The sequence below is a fragment of the Micromonospora sp. WMMD812 genome (genome assembly GCF_027497215.1).
Taxonomy (GTDB): Bacteria; Actinomycetota; Actinomycetes; order Mycobacteriales; family Micromonosporaceae; genus Micromonospora.
Map to the genome: position 1 here is coordinate 1,389,001 of NZ_CP114904.1, position 20,758 is coordinate 1,409,758.

At 74.5% G+C, this 20,758-nt stretch carries 17 protein-coding genes; 4 read left to right on the forward strand and 13 right to left on the reverse strand.

What is annotated here, in order from left to right; all coding sequences use genetic code 11:
* Positions 1-430 precede the first annotated feature (430 nt).
* Both O7603_RS06380 and O7603_RS06385 read right to left on the reverse strand, forming a co-directional pair.
* Positions 431-1,339, reverse strand: a complete 909-nt coding sequence (locus O7603_RS06380; protein ID WP_281574746.1) for a hypothetical protein — start codon at positions 1,337-1,339, stop codon at positions 431-433.
* A gap of 16 nt (positions 1,340-1,355) precedes the next feature.
* Positions 1,356-1,988 (reverse strand): RNA polymerase sigma factor, encoded by a 633-nt coding sequence (locus tag O7603_RS06385; protein ID WP_281574747.1) that lies wholly within the window; start codon positions 1,986-1,988, stop codon positions 1,356-1,358.
* A 532-nt stretch (positions 1,989-2,520) separates the two neighbouring features.
* Between O7603_RS06385 and O7603_RS06390 the strand changes: the two genes are divergently transcribed.
* The gene (locus O7603_RS06390) at positions 2,521-3,879 is read left to right on the forward strand and encodes a serine/threonine-protein kinase (RefSeq protein ID WP_281574748.1); all 1,359 of its coding nucleotides are present in this window, start codon (positions 2,521-2,523) and stop codon (positions 3,877-3,879) included.
* Positions 3,880-4,093: 214 nt separating this feature from the next.
* On the forward strand, positions 4,094-5,356 hold the full coding sequence (locus O7603_RS06395; protein ID WP_281574749.1) for a nucleotide sugar dehydrogenase: 1,263 nt from the start codon (positions 4,094-4,096) through the stop codon (positions 5,354-5,356).
* A gap of 60 nt (positions 5,357-5,416) precedes the next feature.
* Here the strand turns inward: O7603_RS06395 and O7603_RS06400 are convergent, their stop codons facing one another.
* From O7603_RS06400 to O7603_RS06420, 5 genes are all read right to left on the reverse strand, one after another.
* Complete coding sequence (locus O7603_RS06400) at positions 5,417-7,897, reverse strand: ABC transporter permease (RefSeq protein WP_281576627.1); 2,481 nt, start codon at positions 7,895-7,897, stop codon at positions 5,417-5,419.
* A 5-nt stretch (positions 7,898-7,902) separates the two neighbouring features.
* Positions 7,903-8,709, reverse strand: a complete 807-nt coding sequence (locus tag O7603_RS06405; RefSeq protein WP_281574750.1) for an ABC transporter ATP-binding protein — start codon at positions 8,707-8,709, stop codon at positions 7,903-7,905.
* Positions 8,710-8,856: 147 nt separating this feature from the next.
* A complete protein-coding gene (locus O7603_RS06410; protein ID WP_281574751.1) occupies positions 8,857-9,522 on the reverse strand; it encodes a response regulator transcription factor in 666 nt (221 codons plus the stop codon).
* Positions 9,519-10,760 (reverse strand): histidine kinase, encoded by a 1,242-nt coding sequence (locus O7603_RS06415; protein ID WP_281574752.1) that lies wholly within the window; start codon positions 10,758-10,760, stop codon positions 9,519-9,521. Before O7603_RS06415 ends, O7603_RS06410 begins: the two co-directional genes overlap by 4 nt.
* 73 nt (positions 10,761-10,833) lie before the next feature.
* Positions 10,834-11,526 (reverse strand): DUF305 domain-containing protein, encoded by a 693-nt coding sequence (locus tag O7603_RS06420; protein ID WP_281574753.1) that lies wholly within the window; start codon positions 11,524-11,526, stop codon positions 10,834-10,836.
* Between the two features lie 138 nt (positions 11,527-11,664).
* Between O7603_RS06420 and O7603_RS06425 the strand changes: the two genes are divergently transcribed.
* A complete protein-coding gene (locus O7603_RS06425; protein WP_281574754.1) occupies positions 11,665-13,116 on the forward strand; it encodes a hypothetical protein in 1,452 nt (483 codons plus the stop codon).
* Positions 13,117-13,182: 66 nt separating this feature from the next.
* On the opposite strand, the gene O7603_RS06430 is transcribed toward O7603_RS06425, so the two are convergent.
* On the reverse strand, positions 13,183-14,184 hold the full coding sequence (locus tag O7603_RS06430; protein ID WP_281574755.1) for a linear amide C-N hydrolase: 1,002 nt from the start codon (positions 14,182-14,184) through the stop codon (positions 13,183-13,185).
* 149 nt (positions 14,185-14,333) lie between these two features.
* Between O7603_RS06430 and O7603_RS06435 the strand changes: the two genes are divergently transcribed.
* Complete coding sequence (locus O7603_RS06435) at positions 14,334-15,563, forward strand: SLC13 family permease (protein ID WP_281574756.1); 1,230 nt, start codon at positions 14,334-14,336, stop codon at positions 15,561-15,563.
* An 11-nt stretch (positions 15,564-15,574) separates the two neighbouring features.
* Here O7603_RS06435 and O7603_RS06440 read toward each other — a convergent pair whose 3' ends face one another.
* The 5 genes from O7603_RS06440 to O7603_RS06460 all read right to left on the reverse strand — a co-directional run bounded on the left by O7603_RS06440 (position 15,575) and on the right by O7603_RS06460 (position 20,751).
* A complete protein-coding gene (locus tag O7603_RS06440) occupies positions 15,575-16,051 on the reverse strand; it encodes a DUF1203 domain-containing protein (RefSeq protein ID WP_281574757.1) in 477 nt (158 codons plus the stop codon).
* Between the two features lie 187 nt (positions 16,052-16,238).
* Positions 16,239-17,483, reverse strand: a complete 1,245-nt coding sequence (locus O7603_RS06445) for an RNA polymerase sigma factor (RefSeq protein WP_281574758.1) — start codon at positions 17,481-17,483, stop codon at positions 16,239-16,241.
* A gap of 27 nt (positions 17,484-17,510) precedes the next feature.
* Positions 17,511-17,942 (reverse strand): YciI family protein, encoded by a 432-nt coding sequence (locus O7603_RS06450; protein ID WP_281576628.1) that lies wholly within the window; start codon positions 17,940-17,942, stop codon positions 17,511-17,513.
* A 229-nt stretch (positions 17,943-18,171) separates the two neighbouring features.
* Positions 18,172-19,782 (reverse strand): asparagine synthase-related protein, encoded by a 1,611-nt coding sequence (locus tag O7603_RS06455; protein ID WP_281574759.1) that lies wholly within the window; start codon positions 19,780-19,782, stop codon positions 18,172-18,174.
* Positions 19,783-19,785: 3 nt separating this feature from the next.
* On the reverse strand, positions 19,786-20,751 hold the full coding sequence (locus tag O7603_RS06460) for a DUF5715 family protein (protein ID WP_281574760.1): 966 nt from the start codon (positions 20,749-20,751) through the stop codon (positions 19,786-19,788).
* Between the last annotated feature and the right edge of the window lie 7 nt (positions 20,752-20,758).

Sequence of the window (20,758 nt, forward strand, 5' to 3'; positions counted from 1 at the left end):
GGCGCCGCGACCGGGCAACGCGGACGGGCGCCGCCTGCCGTCGGCGTGGGCTGCTCGGCGCGGACCCGCGGGCGCGGACCGCCGGCACGGGCTCGTCGGCACGGGGCTCGACGGCGCGGGGCTCGACGGCGCGGGGCTCGACGGCGCGGGGCTCGTCGGCACGGCCTCGTCGGCGCGGGCTCGTCGGCAGGGCCTCGTCGGCGCAGACTCGTCGGCGCAGAGGATCGGCGCGGGTGGCGGTCAGCCGTTGGATGGGGTGGACCGGCTGGCAGCGGCCGGGCCGGACCTGGACTTCACCGACGAGTTCGGCTCGGGTTTCCGGCCGTCCGGTCGCTGGCGCCCTCTCCGCGCCGAACCTGGCCAGGGTGTCTGTCGCGGCTCCCGCGACGGTCTTACCGCCGGCGGGGATTCGCGCCGGGCGGCCGTCCGGTTACCTGTTACCTGCGACGTTCCCGCCGTCGGCCCCGTTCGCCTCGTCCTTGTCCTTGTCTTTGTCCTTCTCCTTGTCGGCCTTGTCGTTCTCCTTGTCGGCCTTGTCCTTGTCCTCGTCCTTGTCCTTACCGCTGTCGGTGTCGTCCTCATCGCCGGACGGGTCGTCGGGGAGCAACTGCCGGCAGTACGCCTCGACCTGCCCGGCGCCGCCCGCCGCGACGACCAGCGGTTGGAACCCGGACGTCTCCAACGCCTTCGCCCGTTGCGCCGGCTTCTTGGCCAGGTACGCCCGGCAGTGCCCGGTCAGCGGACCGTTCTGCTCCAGGGTCCTGCTGGGGCTGGCGCTGCCCGGGCCGGGCGCCGTCGGCGATCCGCCCGGTCCATCCGTGCGCGGGCCGGTGCCCGTTGAGGAGCCGTCCGGAACCCCGGTGGCCGGAGCGGACGTCGGCGGGCCGTGCGGCGGGGTCGGGTCCCACGGGACGTCGAGGGTGACCGCGGCGAACGCGACGCCGGCGGTCGCGGTGGCCGCGACGCCGGCCACCCAGGCGAGCACACCGACGGTGACGCGGCGGCGGCGTGGGGCGCGGGCCGGGGCCAGGGCCGGGGCGGCGCGGGCCGCCCGGAAGGCCGCCACCGCGGCGTCCTCCCCGGCGAGTTCGTGAGGGCGCGCCGGCGCGGCCGCGGCGGCGAGCAGTCTCGCGAGCGGGTCGACCGACCGGGTGTCCCGGGCCGCGGCTGGGCTGGTCGGCGCGGGGTCCGGGTCGGCGGGTGGGTCGGCCGGCGGGGTGTCCTGGGCCGCGAGCGGGTTGGTCGGCGCGGGGTCCGCGGGCGCGGCCCCGCGTGCCGCGTCGAGGAGTCGATCCGACTCCGCGCGGTCCACGGGCCGCTCGGGGCGACCGGCACTCATCCTGAATCCCCTCACGTCAACCATCTGCCGGTTCCGCACGCGGCGACTGCCGGCGTTCCCCACCACGGGGATGCGGCGCCACGGTGCTCTCGGGCACGGCCGGCGATTGCCCCGGCTCGGATCGCTCCATCAGCGCGGCGAGCCGCCGCAGCCCTCGGTGGGCGGCGGTACGCACCGCGCCCGCCCGACGGCCCAGCACCCGTCCCGCGGTTTCCGCGTCGAGGCCGACGACCGCCCGGAGCAGCACCGCCTCCGCCTCCCGGGGCGGCAGCGTGGCGATCAGCGCGAGCGCCGCCTCGGTGCCGATCGTCTCCCCGGCCCGCTCGGCGGTGTCGGCGTCGCCGGCCAGTTCGCTGAGCGCCTGCACCGGCACCGGCAGCGACGGGCGGCGCCGTTGCCGCCGCAGGTGGTCCATGGCCCGGTTGCGGGCGATGGTGACCGTCCAGGCGCGGAACTCGCCGCCGGTGAAGCGGGGCAGGTCCCGCGAGATCTGGAGCCAGGTCTCCGAGGCCACGTCCTCGGCGTCGGCGCCGACCAGTGCGGTCAGGTATCGCAGCAGGCCCGGGTGGAAAGTCCGGTAGAGGAGGCGGAACGCGTCCTCGTCACCGGCCCGGGCCGCGTCGACCGCCTCGCCCAGCTCAGCGGCCATGCCGTTCCCGTTTCCCGGTCAGACTGGGGCAGCGCACGCCGTCGGCGGCGCGCGCGATGCAAGTCCGGTCCGTCGGCCGGACCTGTTTCCGCACTCCCTCAGCCCCCCGCTGACCTGGTCGCGCCCGCGGCCGCGGTGGCCCGGGCGGCACTGGACACTCGCCACGACGTGCGGCGGGGACGCCGTGCCGGCGCCGTGGAGCGGGCCCGAGTCGGGCTAACGCTAGGGGCGGACCCCGGCACCGACAAGTCGGCGGCGCATCGCGAAAGAGTGACAATTACCAAGCCGGATCTTCGGCGCGTCGCTGTAACGCGAACGGGCCCGCGGACGCTGGGTGACCACGGGCGACGTGACGAGCGACGACCGGGCCAGCCTACGAGAGCGGCCGTCACGATGCGTCATCTCGTGCTGCCACTCCGTCATCGACGGCGGCGGGCACGGCGCGGCGCCCGGCTACGGACGGCGGGGGCGGCGACACGGGTCCGGCGTAGCGCGACGCGTGCTCCGCCACCGCTCTGGGTACGGTAATCCCGTGTTGTCATCGGAGGTCGTACTCAGCGGGCGCTACCGCCTGGACGACCGTGTCGCCACCGGCGGCATGGGAGACGTCTGGCGGGGCACCGACCTGGTCCTCGGCCGGCAGGTCGCGGTCAAGGTCCTGCTGCCCGCGCTGGTCTCCGACCCCGACTTCATCGCCCGATTCCGGGCCGAGGCTCGGATCATGGCCGCCCTGCGGCACCCGGGCATCGTGCAGGTCTTCGACTGCGGCGAGGACGACCTTCCCGACGGCGACCGGGCCGACTACCTGGTCATGGAGTTCGTCGACGGCGAGCCGCTGTCGAAGCGGATCGAAGCCGCCGGACGGCTCGAGGTCGCCGAGACGATGTCGATCGTCGCGCAGGCCGCGCAGGCGCTGCACGCCGCGCACCGCGGCGGCATCGTGCACCGCGACGTCAAGCCGAGCAACCTGCTGGTCCAGGAGGACGGCTCCGTCGTCCTGGTCGACTTCGGGGTGGCCCGGTCGACCAACGTGACCAGCATCACCAGCACCAACGCGGTGCCCGGAACCGCGCTCTACATGGCTCCCGAGCAGGCGGCCGGGCGTCCCGTCAGCGGGGCCACCGACATCTACGCCCTCGGTGCGGTCGCGTACTGCTGCCTGACTGGCGGGCCCCCGTTCACCGGGGACAATCCGCTCCAGGTCGCCGTCCGCCACCTCGACGACGAGCCGCCGGAGCTGCCGCACGACATTCCCGAGGCGGTCCGCGCCCTGGTGTCGCGCGCCCTGGCCAAGGACCCGGCCGAGCGGTTCAGCAGCGGCGCCGCCATGGCCGAGGCGGCCCGTACCGCGGTGACCGGCGGCGCCCCGCCGACAGCGATGGTCCCGGCGACCCCGCTGCGCGGCGCCGGTCCGGACACCCAGACCGACCTCCGGCCCGACGCCGTGCTCGCCGCCAGTCAGCAGTCGGGCCGGCGGCGCGGTCGGCGTGCCCTGCTGGGTGCTGGCGCGGCCGTGCTGGTGGCGCTGACCGGGCTGGTGGCCGCGCTCGGCGCGGCCAAGAACGCGGACGCGCCGGCGGTGAACCTCAACACCACTCCCCCGGCCGCGACCCCGACCGCCGACGTGGACCTGCCGGCCGCCAACGAGGAGATCACCACCGACCCGGGGCGGCCGAACCGGCCGACCTCGTCGCGACCGAGCGCGTCGACCTCGGCCAGCGTCACCCCGAGCGCCCAGCCGAGCGACTCGGCGAGCCCGGAGTCGCCGGCCCCGACGACCACCGAGCCGTCGCCGACCGACCCCGCCCCGACCTCGGCGACCCCGACCACCGATCCGCCGGCGCCGCCGACTCCCACGGAGAGCCAGGGCGGCGGCACGACGGCCAACTGATCCCCGGGGCCACCGGCCACCGGCCACCGGCCACCGGCCACCGGCCACCGGCCACCGGCGGGTGACGTTCCAACCCCGGAAAGGTGACGGCTGGCGGCCTGCCGGATCGCCGACAGACCTCACCAGCCCCGATATCCCCAAAACGGACGTACGGCCCCAGACGGCGCTCTAGGCTCCAACCAGGTCGATTCCACCGTCTGTCGCGGGAGCCCGGGTGAGCGCTGAGAAGTTGGTCGTGATCGGCCAGGGATACGTCGGACTGCCACTGGCCATGCGCGCCGTGGAGGCCGGGCTCGACGTGGTGGGCCTGGACGTCGACGCCGACCGGGTGAAGCGGCTCGCCTCGGGCGAGTCCTTCGTGGAGGACATCCCCGCCGACCGGCTGGGCCGGGCGTTGGGCAGCGGGCGGTACCTGCCCACCACGGAGTACACCGACGCCGCGGGCTTCGACATCTGCGTGATCACCGTGCCCACGCCACTGCGCGACGGCACACCCGATCTGAGCTTCGTGGAGCAGGCCGGCCACGCCATCGGCCCGTACGTGCGGCCGGGCTGCGCGGTCATCCTCGAGTCCACCACCTATCCGGGGACGACCGAGGAGCTGCTGCGGCCGCTGCTGGAGGCGGCGAGCGGGCTGAGCAGCCCGGGCGACTTCCACCTGGGCTACAGCCCGGAACGGATCGACCCGGGCAACCCGACCTGGCGGCTGGAGAACACCCCGAAGGTGGTCTCCGGTGTGGACGCCGCGTCGCTGGCCCGGGTCGACGCGTTCTACCGGCGCCTCGTGGAGCGCACGGTGCCGGTGGACTCGACCCGGGTGGCCGAGCTGACCAAGCTCATCGAGAACACCTTCCGCCAGGTCAACATCGCGCTGATCAACGAGCTGACCATGCTCTCCCACCACCTGGACATCGACGTCTGGCAGGCGATCGACGCGGCGGAGAGCAAGCCGTTCGGTTTCCTGCCGTTCCGGCCCGGCCCCGGCGTCGGGGGGCACTGCCTCCCGATCGACCCGTGCTACCTGTCCTGGCAGGTCAAGCGGCGGTTGGGCCGGCAGTTCCGGTTCATCGAACTGGCCAACGACGTCAACCACGAGATGCCCGAGCACGTGACGCAGCGGGTGATGGCCGGGCTGAACCGGACCGGCCGGGCGGTCACCGGGGCCCGGCTGCTGCTGCTCGGGCTCGCGTACAAGAAGAACACCGGCGACATGCGCGACTCCCCCGCCGTCGACGTGGCGCAGCGGCTGCAGCGGCTCGGCGCGGACGTGCGCGCGGTGGAGCCGCACGCCGAACCGCATCACGTTCCCGCCGGCGTGACCGTGGTGGACCTGACCGAACGGGAAATCCGGGCGGCGGACGGGGTCGTCGTGGTGACCGACCACGACGTCTTCGACTACGACCTCGTCACGCGGCACGCCCGCTACGTCTTCGACGCCCGCAACCGCTGCGCCGGCCCGGTGGTGGAGCGGCTCTAGACCCGGCGCCGCCGGCCGGTCCCCGCCCGAGAGCGGACGAGGGACCGGCCGGCGACCCGCTCACTGGTCGGCCAGTGCCTCCACCACCGGTCGGGCCAGCGCCCGCCGGGCCGGCAGGACCGAGGCGAGCAGCGCGGCCAGCGCCGCGACCCCGATGATCAGGCCGAGCTGACCGACCGGCAGCACCACGTGGAAGTCCCCGCCGATGCGGGCCAGCAGGGCCATCGCGGCCGCGCTGACCCCGGTGCCGAGGCCCACCCCGAGGACCGCGCCGACCAGTGCCATCAGCACCGCCTCGACGGCGAGCATCGCCCGCAGCCGGCCCCGGGTCAGCCCGACGGCCCGCAACACGGCGTTCTCCCGGGTGCGCTCCACCACCGACAGGCTCAGCGTGTTCGCCACCCCGACCAACGCGATCACCACCGCCAGGCCGAGCAGGGCGGTGACGAACGCGAGCAGCATGTCCACCGTGCCGGTGAGCATCTTCTTGTACGCGCCCTGATCCATCAGGTTCACCGTCGGGTACCGGCCGACCACCGACTCGATGGCGGCGCGGGCCGTGCCGTCGTCGACGCCCTCGGCCGGCTCGATCTCGGCCAGGTAGCCCCGCTCGTCGGGAAAGAGCGCGGTGAAGTCGTCGTCCACCACGTCGACCACGTGCCCCGTCGGGACCCCGCTGCCCGCCGCCACCGGGGCGTCGTCCTCGACGACGGCGGCGATCCGGAACGGTCGGCCCCTGACGGTGACCGGGTCGCCGACGGTCCACCCGCGCGCGGTGGCCAACTCCCGGTGCACCAGCGCCGTGCCCGGCCCGAACCGATGCAGGTCGCCGGCGGCCACGCCGGTGAGGGTCCGGCCGACGAGCGCCGGGTGGGCGGCGCGTACCTCGACGCCGCCGGTGACCGCGGCGCGCTGCTCGTGCACGACACCGAGCTCCGGACGGGCGCGCAGCTCGGCGGCGAGCGGCGCGGGCAGGTCACCGCCGATGCCGGTGACCACGAAGTCGACCCCGACCTCGGCGTCCACGCTGCGTTCGATGCCGTCCTTGGTGCTCCGCGCGCCGACCACGAACGCCGACACCAGACCGATACCGATCACCAGCGCGGTGGTAGTGGCGGCCACCCGGCGCGGGTTGCGCACCGCGTTCGCCACGGCGAGCCCGGCGGTCATCCCGGCCACCTGCCGGATCGGCCAGCCGAGGACCCGGACCAGCGCGGGGACGAGCACCGGCCCGAACAGCACGATGCCGAAGAAGATGAGCACCCCGCCCGCGGCGACCAGGACGAACTGCACCGCCGCGACCGCGCCGACCAGCGCGGCGATCCCGGCGGCCAGGACCAGCGCACCGGCGACCAGCCGCAGCCGACCGGCGCGCCGCGCCGGCTGCACGGCGGCGTCGGTCAGCGCGGCGACCGGGGCGACCCGGGTGCCCCGCCACGCCGGCAGCAGCGCCGAGCCCACGGTGAGCACCGTGCCCAGTACCAGGCCGGCCAGCACGGTCCGCGCGGTGACGGTGAGCCCGCCGTGGACCGGCGCGTCCAGCCGGGACATCAGCGCACCCATCCCGCCGGCCAGGGCGGCGCCGAGCAGCACCCCGACCGCGGAGGCCGCCAGGCCGACCAGCGCCGACTCCAGCAGCGCGGCCCGGAAGACCTGCCCCCGGGTGGCGCCGACCAGCCGCAGCAGCGCGGTCCGGCGGGTGCGCTGCGCCAGCACGATCGCGAAGGTGTTGGCGATGACGAACCCGGCCACCACCACGGCCACCGCGGCGAAGGTGAGCAGCACCATGGTGAACTGCCGCAGATCCCGTACCGCGTCCTCGACCGCGTCGTCGAGGATCTGCTGGCGGCTCTTCACGGTCGGCCCGGCGCCGACCGCCGCGGCGACCCGGTCCGCCAGCGCCCGCTCGTCGACGCCGGGCCGGGCGGCCACCATGATCCGGCCGTACCCGGTCATCCCGCTGACCGCGAGCGCGTCCGGGCCGACCAGGCCGACGAACGGACCGCCCACGTCCCGCGGGCTGCCGGCCACGTCGACCGTGCCGACCAGGGTGTACGGCCGCGCGGGCCCGTCGGCGCCGCCGACGCGCACCGGCGCGCCGAGGGTGAAGCCCTCCTCGGCCGCGGTCGGCGCGTCGAGGACCACCTCGCCGGGTCGGTCCGGCAACCGGCCGGCGACCACGTCGTACGAGCGTAGGGCCGGGTCGGTGGGGATCGCGGCGACGACGACGAAGCCCAGCACCGGGCGGCCGTCGGCGCCGACCACCCCGCCGGTGCCGGTCAGCTCCCCGGCCGCGGCGGCCACACCGTCGACCGCGCGCACCCGGTCGACCAGCGCCGCCGGCAGCGGCTCCTTCTCGGCGTAGACGCCGAGGTCGGTGTGCCGGTCGAAGGTGCCGGCCCGTTCGTAGGCGCCGGCGCGCATGCCGTCGACGAAGATCAGCGTGCCGGCGACGAACGCGACGCCGAGCACGATCGCGAGCGACGAGAGCAGCATCCGCGTCGCCTCGGCGCGCAGCGAGCGCAGGGTGAGCCGCAGCATCCCGCTCACCGCCCCGCCGCCGCGCCGGCCCGGGGGCGGCCGTCGGCGGTCGCCGGATCGAGGCCGGCGAGCGCGTCGAGCACCCGCTCGGCGGTGGGCGCGGTGAGGTCGTGGACCAGCCGGCCGTCGGCGAGCATGACGACCCGGTCGGCGTGTCCGGCGGCCACCGGGTCGTGGGTCACCATGACCACGGTCTGGTCGAGGGTGTCCACGGCCTCCCGGAGCAGGCGCAGCACCTCGGCGCCGGAGCGGGAGTCGAGGTTGCCGGTCGGCTCGTCGGCGAAGATCACCCAGGGTCGGGTGATCAGGGCGCGCGCCACGGCGACCCGCTGCTGCTGGCCGCCGGAGAGTTCGGCGGGCCGGTGGCGCAGCCGGTCGGCGAGTCCCACCGCGGCCACGACCTGGCGCAGCCAGGCCGGGTCGGGCCGCCGGCCGGCGATGGCCAGCGGCAGCACGATGTTCTCCTCCGCGGTCAGCGCGGGCAGCAGGTTGAACTTCTGGAAGACGAACCCGACGCGGTCGCGGCGCAGCAGGGTGAGCCGCCGATCGTCGAGCCGGCCGATGTCGGCGGCACCGATCCGGACCGTGCCGACACTCGGCCGGTCCAGGCCGGCCAGGCAGTGCAGCAGCGTGGACTTGCCCGAGCCGGACGGTCCCATGATCGCGGTGAACCGGGCGGCGGCGAAGTCGAGGTCGACACCGTCGAGGGCGACGACCGCGGCCGGGCCGTCGCCGTAGCGCTTGGTCAGGCCGCGGGCGGCGACCGCGACGCCGGCGCCGTCGGTGGTGGTGACGGAGGGTGGAACGCGCACGTGCTGCTCCCCGTGGAGATGGACGATCCGACCTCTCCGACGCTATGCGCGGGAGCGGGTTGTTGATCTCCACCTGTGCGCTCGACCTGCGTACGCCCCGGGTCGTCCCGAGCGGGTCGACCCGTACGACCCAGGTCGTACCCGGGGTCAGCCGCCGGGGACGACCAGCCCGCTCTCGTACGCCAGGACCACCGCCTGCACCCGGTCCCGGAGCCGCAGCTTGGCCAGGATCCGGCCGACGTGCGTCTTCACCGTCGCCTCCGCGACGTGCACCCGTGCGGCGATCTCGGCGTTGGAGAGGCCCTGCGCCACCAGCAGCAGGATCTCCCGCTCCCGCTCGGTGAGCTGGCCGAGCCGCGGGTCCTCGGCCGGGCCGGGACCGAGCTGGCCGGCGAACCGGTCGAGCAGCCGCCGGGTGATCGACGGGGCCACCACCGAGTCGCCCTCGGCGACCACCCGGATCGCCGCGAGCAGCTCCTCCGGGGGCACGTTCTTGAGCAGGAAGCCGCTCGCACCGGCCTGGAGCGCGGCGAAGGCGTCCGCCTCGGTGTCGAAGGTCGTGAGCACCAGGACCCGGGGTGGCCCGGCGGGCCGGTCGGCGCAGAGCCGGCGGGTCGCCTCCACCCCGTCCATGGTCGGCATCCGGATGTCCATCACCACCACGTCGGCCTCGACCCGGGCGAGCACCCGCAGCGCGTCCGCGCCGTCGATCGCCTCGCCGACCACCTCGAGGTCGGGCTGGGAGTCCAGCACCATCCGGAACCCGGCGCGCACCAGCGCCTGGTCGTCGACGATCACCACCCGGACCGTCATGCCGCGATCACCTCCGTCGTCCCGGCGGTCGACGGTAGCGGCAGGCGCGCCTCGACCTGCCAGCCCCCGGCGAGCCGGGCGCCGGCGGTGAGCGTGCCGTCGTACACCCCGACCCGCTCGCGCATGCCGACCAGGCCGTGCCCGCCGGACGGCGCGGGGCTGACCACGGGCCGGCCGCGCCCGTCGTCGACCACCCGGACCACCACGGCGTCGGCGGTGTGCTCCAGGGTCAGCTCGACGCCGGCGCCGACGCCGCCGTGCTTGAGCGCGTTGGTCAGCGCCTCCTGCGCCACCCGGTAGACGGTCAGCTCCAGGCCCGGGGGCAGCGCCGGCGGTTCGCCGGTGACCGTGTGCCGGACCCGCAGGCCGGCGGCGCGGAACCGGTCGAGCAGGGTCGGCAGCTCGGCGAGCGCCAGCCGGCGATGCTCCGGGTCGGCGCTCACCCCGGCACCGTCGGTCCCACCCGCCTCGGCCGGCGCGGCCGGCTCGGGTTGGCTCGTCTCCCGTAGGACGCCGACCAGCCGGCGCATCTCCTCCAGTGCCTGCCGTCCGGTGTCGGCGACCACCTTCACCGCCGCTCGGGCGGTCTCCGGGTCCCGGTCCAGCGTGAACCGGGCGCCGTCGGCCTGAACGATCATGACGGCCATGCTGTGGGCCACTACGTCGTGCAGCTCCCGGGCGATCCGGGTGCGCTCGCTCGCGACGGCGGCCCGCGCCTCGGCCTCCCGTTCCCGCTCCAGCGTGGCGGCCCGCTCCTCGAGGCTGAGCACGTAGAGCCGCCGGGTGCGCACGTTCAGCCCGACCAGCCAGACGGCCCCGGTGACCAGCCCGAAGTAGATGGCGCTGCCCCACCACGGGCCGGGACCCGGGACCTGGAGCGAGGCGAGCACCACCCCGACCGCGGCGGCGATCCCGGCGAGCACCCCGTCGCGGAGCCGGTCGGCGTACTTGACCACGCTGTAGATCGCGACGAGGACGCCGACGTCGAAGGCGAGCGGCCCCCAGCCGGCGATCACCTGGACCAGGGCGAGCGCCCCGACGACGGCGGCGACGGCCGCGGGGTGGGACCGGCGGAACAGCAGCGCCACCGCCATCCCCACCCCGACCAGGGTCGCCAGCCAGCCCCCCGGCTGGGCCACCACGCCGACGAGGCCGAAGAACACCACCATGCCGGAGACGACGGCGTCGAACGCGACGCTGCGCAGCGGGCGGCCGAAGAGGGTGCGGTTCACGGTCACCCAGCGTACGTGGCGGGCTGCGCAATCGGCGGCCGCGCTCGTGGCAGGCCGGGCGACCGGCCGCCGCGACCGGTCAGCGGGCGAGGAGTTCGTGCATCCGGCCGATCTCCACGGTCTGCTCGGTCGCGACCGAATTGGCGAACTCGTTGAGCGTCTGGTCGGCGCCGACCGTGAGCAGGTTGGTGGCCAACTCGATGGCCCCCTCATGGTGTGCGGTCATCATCCGTACGAAGAGCCGGTCGAAGTCCGCGCCGCGGGCCGCCGCGAGCTGGTTCATCGCCTCCGGCGACTGCATGCCCCGCATGGTGCCGTGGTCGTGTCCCTCGACCTCGACCGGCAGGTCGCGGTTCTGCAGCCACCCGCGCATGAAGCCCATCTCCGGGCCCTGGCTGGCCCGGATCCGGTCGGCGATGGCGCGGACGTCCGGGTCGGCCGCGCGCTCGGGGGCGAGCTCGGCCATCGTCAGGGCCTGCGCGTGGTGCGGGATCATCATCCGCACGAACCAGACGTCCATGGAGTTGTGCGGGCTCGATCCGGTGTCGCGGATCTCCGCGGCGGCGCGGGTGGTCGCCGACTCGCCGGGTCGGCCGGGCACGATGACGGTCAGGTCGGTCGGCGCGGGGCTCGCGGTGGCGGTGGGCGCGGCGACCGGACGGGCGCGGTCGCCCCCGTCGTCGCCGCCGGCTCGGACCAGGGCCACGATCCCCAGTGGAAGGACGATCGCCAGTGTGACGATCGCCAGGGTGCGGGCGCGCCGGCTGGTCATGGGCCACTCCCTGAGGTCGAGGTCACCGCGATGCTATCGACTCAGGAACATTCGTCGATGTGACCTGGGTCACGACAATCACCTGCATCGAACGGTAAGGTGTCGACAATCGTCAACCCCTTGCGAAGGGCCTCGCCGATGATCCGACCCTCCATGCCACGGTTACGACAGCTCCGCGTCGTGAGCCTCGTCGCGGCCGGCCTCCTCGTCGCCAGCGTCATGGTCGCGCCGCCGAGCAGCGCACAGACCGCACCGCAGGCGGCGCCGTCGACCACTGTGGACACCACCAACACCATCCCGGGCGTTGACGAGATCGTCAGCAGCCCCAACCTGCGCCAGATCGCCAACGTGCCGAAGGTGGCGCCGCTGGACGCGACGAACAGCGACATCGCCTTCCAGGGCAAGTACGCGTTCGCCGGCAACTACAACGGCTTCGTCATCTACGACATCTCGCGGCCCAGCGCTCCCCAGGTCGTGTCCCGGGTGCTCTGCCCGGGGTCGCAGAACGACATCTCCGTCGAGGGCGACCTGCTCTTCCTCTCCACCGACTCGTCCCGCAGCGACGACTCCTGCAACAGCACCGCGCAGGGGGCGGACGTCAAGGGGTCGTGGGAGGGCATGAAGATCTTCGACATCTCGAACAAGGCCAACCCGCGCTACATCAAGTCGGTGGAGACCGCCTGCGGCTCGCACACCCACACGCTGGTGCCGGGCAAGGACCGCAGGAACGTCTACCTGTACATCTCGTCGTACAGCCCGCGGGCCGAGTTCCCGGACTGCCAGCCGCCGCACGACTCCATCTCCATCGTCAAGGTCCCGCTGAAGAAGCCGACCGACGCGGCTGTCATCGCCACGCCGAACCTCTTCCCGGACGGCGGCTTCCCGGGCAGCGACACCGGCTCGGCGACCACCGGCTGCCACGACATCACCGTCTACCCGAGCAAGGACCTGGCCGCCGGCGCCTGCATGGGCGACGGCATCCTGCTGGACATCCGCAACCGTGAGGCGCCGCGGGTGATCAACCGGGTCCGGGACACGGTGAACTTCGCCTTCTGGCACTCGGCCACGTTCAACAACGCCGGCACCAAGGTGATCTTCACCGACGAGCTGGGCGGCGGCGGCGCGGCCACCTGCAACGAGGCGATCGGGCCGAACCGGGGCGCGGACGCCATCTACGACATCACCGGCCGCGGCGACCACCGGAAGATGGTCTTCAAGAGCTACTACAAGATCCCGCGGGCCAACGCGGACACCGAGAACTGCGTGGCGCACAACGGCTCGCTGATCCCGGTGTTCGGGCGCGACATCATGGTCCAGGCGTGGTACCAGGGCGGCATCTCGGTCTGGGACTTCACCGACTCGGCCAACCCGAAGGAGATCGCCTTCTGGGAGCGCGGCCCGCTCGCGATCGACCGGTTCGTCGGCGGTGGCACGTGGTCCGCGTACTACTACAACGGCCACATCTACTCCAACGACATGGTCAAGGGCCTGGACGTCCTGAAGCTGACGGACTGGCGGACCTGGACGGCGGAGCTGGTCCGGTTCAAGGACCTGAACGTGCAGACCCAGGGCCACTACCCGGGCTGGTAGGCACTTCGCGCGCGACACGGGCCCGGCTCCCTGTGGGGGCCGGGCCCGCTCGTGTCCGCGGGTGGATCAGCTCATCGGCAGCCGGTAGCGCCGCTCGCCCCCGCCGGTCGCGGTCACCAGCGTCACCTCGCCGCTGCGCAGGCCGTAGGTGACGGACCAGCGGGTGTGCGCCTGGCGGACGGTGGTGAGGACCCGGTGCGCCGCCGCCGCGTCCGCCACCCCGCCGGAATCGGTCATTGCGCTTGCGATCTGTCCGTACCGGCGGTCCTCGCGGCGCTGCAGCTCCGGAACCCCGGCGACCGGCACGTTCGTCAGCGCCTGCCAGGTGCCCTGGCCCCGCTCGACGCGCATCTTCCCGTCGACGAACTCGACCACCGCGGACGCGCCGGTGGCGTCGGCCAGCAGGTAGTGCAGTGGCGGCCCGCCGTCGAAGTCCAGGTTGTGCGCGCTGAAGACGGCCACCGCCTGGTCCACGGTCGCCGCCCGGTCGAGCACCAGGCGCAGGATCCGCACCGAGCCGACGGTGGGCTTGCCGGGGTCCCGCTCGGCGCGCGCGCCGTCGTCGGCGGCCAGACCCACCGCGAGGCCGCGCTCGTTCATCCCGTCGAAGGGCAGCAGCGGCGCGTTGAGCAGCCGGCGGTCGCCGGCCGGGTCGGCGCCGACCCCGAGGTACGACATGTCCACCAGCGAGATCGACGCGTATCCGTCCGGCGGGTCGGTGCGCAGCACCATCGCCGGGTTGGCGTCCCAGTCGAAGTTGCGGGCGAACAGCGGCCGGCTCCGGTCCCCGGCCGCGACGAAGAGCGAGCAGCCGAACGGCGTGGCCGGGCTGGCGTCCGTTCCGGTCGTCGGGTCGTAGCGCCCCACGTAGGTCATCTCGTACAGCGGAAGGTCGTCGACCCGACGCAGGCTGCCCAGGGTCTGGTCGACCTGGGCCGCGTCCTGCCGGGAGGCGGTGGGGGTGCCGGCCGGGGTTCCCACCGGCTCGGGCGCGGTCGACCGGGACGCGGAGCAGGCGGTGAGGGCGAGCAGCAGGGCCACGGTGGCGGCCGGCAGAGTCCTACGCATATCCATGGGACGCTATGCGGGGCCCGTCCGGTTGTCCACCCGCAGCGACCGGGCGACTCCGTCCGGCGACCGGATTCGCCCGGTCGGCCGGGTCACAGCTGCCGGAGTCGCGGCTGGCGCGCCGGGCCGCCGTGCGAGGATCCTGCGCCGTGACCCTCGCTGCCAGCGCACCGCCTGTCCCGTCCGGCCCGGCCGGTCGGCGGCGGCGTCCGCACCCGCTGGACGTGGTGGCGGTCGTCCTCGCCCTGACCGGGGTCGGCTGCGTGCTGGGTGGGCTGCTCCCCCGCGCCGAGGCCGGCGCGACGATGCACCGGATCCTGCCACTGCTGGTCTTCCTGGGCACGGTGGTGGTGCTGGCCGAGCTGACGGCGGTCGCCGGGGTGTTCGACGTGCTCGGCACCCGGCTGGCCATCGCGGCCCGGGGCAGTTGGGCGGCCCTGTTCCTGCTCTGCGTGGGATTCGCGGCGCTGACCACCGTCACCCTCAACCTGGACACGACGGCGGTGCTGCTCACGCCGGTGATGCTGGCCCTGGCCGGAAACCTGCGGGTCGCGGCGGCCCCGCTGGCCGTGACCACCGTCTGGCTGGCCAACACGGCGAGCCTCCTGCTGCCCGTGTCCAACCTGACGAACCTTCTGGCCGCCGATCGGATCGGTCTGGATCCGGTCGGCTTCGCCGCGCGGATGTGGCTGCCGCAGCTGGCCGCTCTCGTGGTGACGGGGTTGGTGCTCTGGTTCAGTTGGTGGCGCCGGCACCGGCCGCCGGACGGGCGATTCCGACCGCCGTCCACGCGACCACCGGCCGACTCGGTGCTGTACCGGACCGCGCTCGCCGGCTGCCTGATCTTCGTCGTCGGCGTGCTGGCGGAGGTGGAGATCGGGATCGTGTCGAGCGTGTCCGCCGCGCTGGTGCTGGTCGGCTTCGCCGTCCGCGCGCCCCGCATGCTGCGTCTCCGGCTGCTGCCGTGGCGGCTGCTGGTGTTCGTCATCGGGCTCTTCCTGGTGGTGCAGACCCTCGGCCGGCTCGGGCTGGACGATCTGGTGGCCGGCCTGCTCGGCGACGGCGACGGCGCGGCCGGGCTGCTGCGGGCGGGGGGCACGGGCGTCCTGCTGGCCAACGCGGTGAACAACCTGCCGGCGTACCTGGCGGGCGAGTCGGTGCTGCCGACCGGGGACGCGCCGCGACTGCTGGCCCTGCTCATCGGCACGAACGCCGGTCCGCTCGCCGTGCCGTGGGCGTCGCTGGCCACCCTGCTGTGGTTCGAGCGGTGCCGCAGTGCCGGGGTGAGCGTGCCGTTGCGCCGGTTCCTGCTGACCGGCGCCCTGCTCGCGGTGGCCGGCACCGCCGCCGCCGTCGGCGCGCTGCTGCTCACCGGCTGAGCCGCCCGACGTCACTCCCCCGGCCGGTCGACGGTGAACATGAAGCAGCCGTACACCACGTTGCGGCTGTGCAGTTGGTGGACCTCCGGGTCGGCGAACAGCTCGGCGATCACCCCTTCCGGGTCGGTGCCGTCGTGGCGCCGGCCGCCGTGGATCCGGCCGCGCCGGTCGTACGCCCGCAGCACCTGCGGCCGGTCCCGCCAGGCCGCCGGATAGCCGCCGGTCTGGTCCGGCCCGGGGCAGGACCCGGCGTGCGCGAAGACCGGGCCGATCTCCCGGTACGGGCCGGCGGCGACCGGCGGCGCGTATCCGAAGAGCAGCAGGTCCTCGCCCGCGCCGGCGTCGCGCAGGCAGCACCGCAGCGGCTCCCCGCCGCCGGCTCGGAGCGCTTCGGCGGGCCGGCCGGCGGCGTCCCGACCGGTACGGCGGACGGCGTCGAGCGCCGCCGGTGGCAGCGGGCGGACGAGGAAGGAGGTGGCTGTTCTCATGGGTCCAGCCTGGTCCGGCCCGTCCGGGAACGCTGGCGGCGATCGGACCTGGCGCTACCGCCGCCCGCCGCGCGGTCGGGCGGGCCGCGCGGTCGGGCGGGCCGCGCGGTCGGGCGGGCCGCGCGGTCGGGCGGGCCGGCGCAGCGGGCCGCGACGCCACGCGGACCGGGCGATCCGGGCCGCGAGGTCAGGTGGGCGGGACGGTCGCGGCGGCGGCGCGGGTCATCAGCAGCATCCGCTCGTGCCGGGTCGGCGCCAGGCCGGCGGCCCGCTCCAGCTCCTCGGCCGCCTCGGCGTGCCGGCCGAGGCGTAGCAGAAGGTCGCCACGCACCGCGCCGAGCAGGTGGTAGCGGGCCATCCGGGGATCGCCGCGCAGGACGTCGACCGCGTCGAGGGCCGCCCCCGGCCCGTCGACGTGGAGCACCGCGACCGCGCGGTTGAGGTGGGTCACCGGTGACGGGGCGAGCTGGGTGAGCGCGTCGTAGAGCGCGAGGACGCCGTCCCAGTCGGTGTCCTCGAACCGGCGGGCGCGGGCGTGGCAGGCGGCGATGGCGGCCTGCACGGTGTACGGGCCCAGGGGCTTACGCAGCGTCCGGGCCCGGCCCAGCGCGGCCAGGCCGTGCGTGATGAGGGTGCGGTCCCAGCGCGTCCGGTCCTGGTCCGGCAGCAGCACCGGCTGGCCGTCCGGCCCGGTGCGGGCGGCGAACCGGGACGCCTGGAGTTCCATGAGGGCCACCAGGCCGTGCACCTCGGGTTCGCCGGGCATCAGCCCGGCGAGGATCCGGCCCAGCCGGACGGCCTGCTCGGCGAGGTCCCGGCGCATCCACCGGTCGCCGGAGGTCGCCGCGTAACCCTCGTTGAAGATCAGGTAGACCACCTCCAGGACGGCGGAGAGCCGGGCCGGCAGGGCGTCGGCGTCGGGCAACGCGAACGGCACCTCGGCCTCGGCGAGGGTCCGCTTGGCCCGGGAGATGCGCTGCCCGATGGTGGCGCTCGGCACCAGGAACGCCCGGGCGATCTCCTCGGTGGTGAGCCCGCCGACCATGCGCAGGGTGAGCGCGGCCCGCGCCTGCTGGGACAGCACGGGGTGGCAGGCGACGAAGACCAGGGCCAGCAGGTCCTCGTCGGTGGCCGTGCCCAGGCCCGCGTCGTGCGGCTCGTCGCGCGGAGCCGCGGCGAGCAGCGCGTACCGGTCGTCGCGCAGCCGTTCCCGCCGGATCAGGTCGATCGCCCGGCGCCGGGCGACGGTCGCCAACCACGCGGCCGGCTCGTCCGGCACGCCGTCGCGCGGCCACTGCGCCAGCGCGGACAGGAACGCCTCCTGGGCGACGTCCTCGGCGAGCCCGACGTCGTGCACGAGCCGGGTGAGGGAGGCGACCAGACGCGCGGAGTGCATCCGCCAGACCGCCTCGACCGTCCGTCGCGCGTCCATCGTGGCCTCCCCACCCGTCGCCCGGCGTCAGCCCTGCCCGTGCTGTGCCGTGACCTCGGCGGCGAGTCGCGCGTCCCGCTCGCGTCGCTCCGGGGTGTACTCCTCGCCGAAGTCCTCCGCCTCGAAGAACGGGCGGATCTCCAGACTCGACCGGATCCCGCTGTTCGGGTCGTCGGGGCACTGCCGGGCCCACTCCACGGCCTCCTCGACCGAGCCGACCTGCCAGATCCAGTACCCGGCGATGATCTCCTTGGCCTCGGTGAACGGCCCGTCCACCACCGAGGTGGTGCCGCCCTCGAACACCACCTCGACGGCCTCGCTGGTGGGCCGCAGACCGCCGCCGTCCAGCATGATCCCGGCCTTGACCAGCCGCTCGTTGTACTCGCCCATCGCCTCGATCAGCTCCTGGCTCGGGGCGAGCCGGTCCTCGTCCGCCGCGGCGGCCTTCACCAGCACCATCACCTTCACGATGTCCTCCTCACTCGTGTGCCGGCCGTCCGGCCGGCGCCGTCACCAGGAGGTCGAACGGGCGCCGGCCGGTTTCGACATGACGGCCGGAGAATTTCGCGAAGGGCGACGGGTCAGTCCCGATGCACGACGAGTCGGAGCTCGGTGACGCCCTTCTCCGGCTCATTCGGACAGTAGTCGAGGTAGGCCTCGCGGGCGAAGCCGGCGGGGCGGACCCGGCTCAGCCGGGCAGCGGGGCCTCGTCACCACGGCTACGGCGCGGGCCGACCAACCGGCGGACCATCGGCGCGGCGTTCCACTTCGCGGCGCCCACCAGATCCCGGGCGTGTTCGAGGACGGTGTAGTCCGGCCGGGCCAGGCCGTGCGCGAGGGCCCGGTCCAGGTCGTTCCCGCACCGGGTGAGCACGCTGTCGAAGTCGCGCCGGACCGGCTCCAGCAGGTCGTACCGGAACGAGCGGTGCAGCCGGGCGAAGAACGGCTTGTAGAGCCGCGCCCGTTCGTGCAGCCCCGAGGAGTACGACATCGGGTGCTTCGGCCGCCGGCGGACGTAGCCGGGGAGGACGTCGGCGAACGCCCGCCGGACGATCCACTTCTCCTGGCCGTCGCGCATCTTCAGCTCCAGCGGCAGCCGCATGGCCAACTCGACGACGCTGAGGTCGAGGAACGGCACCCGCGCCTCCACCCCGTGGTCCATGCTGGTCCGGTCCACCCGCTGCAGCTCGGTCCGACCCAGGTTGCTGATCTTGTGCAGCAGGAGCCGGCGGGACGCGGCCGGCCCGACCTCGTGGTACATCGGGTAGCCGCCGAACAGCTCGTCCGATCCGTCGCCGGTGAGCGCGACCTTCACACCCAGCTGCCGCAGCCGCCGGAACAGCGGCACGGAGACGACCGCGTTGATGATGTCGCCGTACTCGGTGAGCTCCGACATCCGGATCGCCTCCCGGATGTCGGCCAGGCGGATGTCGCGCGGGCGCAGCTCCACCACCTCGTGCGGCACGCCGAGGTCGGCGGCGAGACGACGGGCGTAGGCCACGTCGGGACTGTCCGGCACACCGACCGTCACCGCGACGCAGTCCGGGTGCATCTCCCGTACGTGCAGCAGGGTCAGCGAGCTGTCCAGGCCGCCGGAGAGCATCACGCCGACGGTGAGGTCGGTGTCCACCCGCAACCGGATGCTCTCCTTCAGCGCGGCGCGGACGAGCAGGGCGGCCTCGTCCAGGTCGTCGATCACGGGCAGCCCGTCGCCGAGGGTGAGCAGGTCGACGTGCGGGCGCAGCCGGAGGTGACCGCCCTCGTCCGCCCAGCCGTGGTGCCCGGGCGGCACTTCTCCGATCGGCGCGCCATGCCCGACCAGCGCCTTGACCTCCGAGGCGAGATGCAGGCAGCCCGGCTTGCGGGTCCAGTACAGCGGCTTCACGCCGAGCGGGTCACGGGCCAGGTAGGCGCGGCCGGTGGCCCGCTCGACCACCACGAACGCGTACTCGCCACGCAGCCGGGTGACCGCGTCCTCGCCCCAGCGTTCGAACGCGGCGAGCACCACCTCGGTGTCGCCGTCGCTGCGGAAGGCGTGGCCGAGCCAGGTCAGCTCGGCGCGCAGTTCTCGGTGGTTGAAGACCTCGCCGTTGAAGCAGAGCAGCCACCGCTCGTCGGCGGAAACCCACGGTTGCACCGCCCGGTCGCGGTCCACCACGCGCAGACGGCGGGCGCCGGCGAGCAGCCCGGTCTCGTACCGGGTCTCGGTGACCTCGCCGCGTGGGGCGAGGATGGCGAGCATCCGGCGGAAGATCGTCGGGTCGGCCTCGGGGCCGATGCTCAGCGCCACGCCGCCCATCGCTCACACTCCCATCTCGGCCTCGTACGCCCGCCGCAGCCGCCGACGGGCGCCCGGGGCGAGACAGATATGCCAGGCCTGGCCCTCGTCGATCACGTTGATCTCGCCGGCCTCCTGCCGGGCGAGGAGCACCTCGGCCAGGGCGCCCCGTGCGCCGAAGCGGTCGAACCAGTCCATCTCGATGTCCGCCGCGTACCCGAGGCAGTGCCCGCTGGGCAGCATGGCCGAGTAGCCGAGGCGGCGCAGCCGGTACTGGTGCTCGGCGCTGCGGGTCAGGCTGGTGACCCACAGTGGCGGGGTGCCCGCCGGGGTGGCCCGGGCGAACTCCCGGCCGAGGTCGTTGAGCAGCGCCACCACCTCCCGGCGGGCGCGCCGGGCCAGCAGTCCGGCGGTACGCGGGCTGGCGTCGGGCCGCAGCCGTCGCCGGGCCGCCTGGAACCCCCGGCCGAGCAGGGTCGCCGGCTGTTCGCGGTAGCGGAAGCGCAGCAGATCACGGCGGCGCAGCCACTCCAGGTCGACCAGCTCGGCGCTCCCCTCGACCTGGGCGTCGGTGAGGAAGGCGTGGGCGTCCCGCCACCACATCACGTCGATGCGGGAGAGCAGGTAGATCCGGACCAGGGCGGTGAGGTCCCGGGCCGCACTGCGCTCGTTCGGCTGGTAACGGGCCATCTCCAGCAGCAGCGTCTCGCGCGCGCCGAGGAAGCCCTGCGGGGTGGCGTCGAGCACCGCGGCGAGGGCGGGCTCGCGTAACCGGTCGTCGATCAGCACCTGCCGGGCGGCGGTGCTGGGCGCGTCGGCGAGGGCGCCGACCTCGACCAGCAGATCGGCGACGGCTGCCCGGTACGCGGCGAGGTCGGCCCCGGCGGCCGCCGGCCGGCCGGGCGAGGCGGTGGGGAGGCGGCGAGGCGCGGCGGTCGAGGTGACGGGCGGGCCGGACTGCGGTCCGGGGCGTCGGCTGGGCACTCGCATGATCGGT

Bases quoted from the DNA above. Each gene is read 5' to 3' on its own strand.
- O7603_RS06380 (WP_281574746.1), bottom strand. From the start codon at position 1,339: ATGAGTGCCGGTCGCCCCGAGCGGCCCGTGGACCGCGCGGAGTCGGAT.
- O7603_RS06400 (WP_281576627.1), bottom strand. From the start codon at position 7,897: ATGCTGCGGCTCACCCTGCGCTCGCTGCGCGCCGAGGCGACGCGGATG.
- O7603_RS06410 (WP_281574751.1), bottom strand. From the start codon at position 9,522: ATGACGGTCCGGGTGGTGATCGTCGACGACCAGGCGCTGGTGCGCGCC.
- O7603_RS06455 (WP_281574759.1), bottom strand. From the start codon at position 19,782: ATGGGCGGCGTGGCGCTGAGCATCGGCCCCGAGGCCGACCCGACGATC.
- O7603_RS06445 (WP_281574758.1), bottom strand. From the start codon at position 17,483: ATGGACGCGCGACGGACGGTCGAGGCGGTCTGGCGGATGCACTCCGCG.
- O7603_RS06420 (WP_281574753.1), bottom strand. From the start codon at position 11,526: ATGACCAGCCGGCGCGCCCGCACCCTGGCGATCGTCACACTGGCGATC.
- O7603_RS06385 (WP_281574747.1), bottom strand. From the start codon at position 1,988: ATGGCCGCTGAGCTGGGCGAGGCGGTCGACGCGGCCCGGGCCGGTGAC.
- O7603_RS06440 (WP_281574757.1), bottom strand. From the start codon at position 16,051: ATGAGAACAGCCACCTCCTTCCTCGTCCGCCCGCTGCCACCGGCGGCG.
- O7603_RS06450 (WP_281576628.1), bottom strand. From the start codon at position 17,942: ATGGTGCTGGTGAAGGCCGCCGCGGCGGACGAGGACCGGCTCGCCCCG.
- O7603_RS06425 (WP_281574754.1), top strand. From the start codon at position 11,665: ATGATCCGACCCTCCATGCCACGGTTACGACAGCTCCGCGTCGTGAGC.
- O7603_RS06430 (WP_281574755.1), bottom strand. From the start codon at position 14,184: ATGCGTAGGACTCTGCCGGCCGCCACCGTGGCCCTGCTGCTCGCCCTC.
- O7603_RS06460 (WP_281574760.1), bottom strand. From the start codon at position 20,751: ATGCGAGTGCCCAGCCGACGCCCCGGACCGCAGTCCGGCCCGCCCGTC.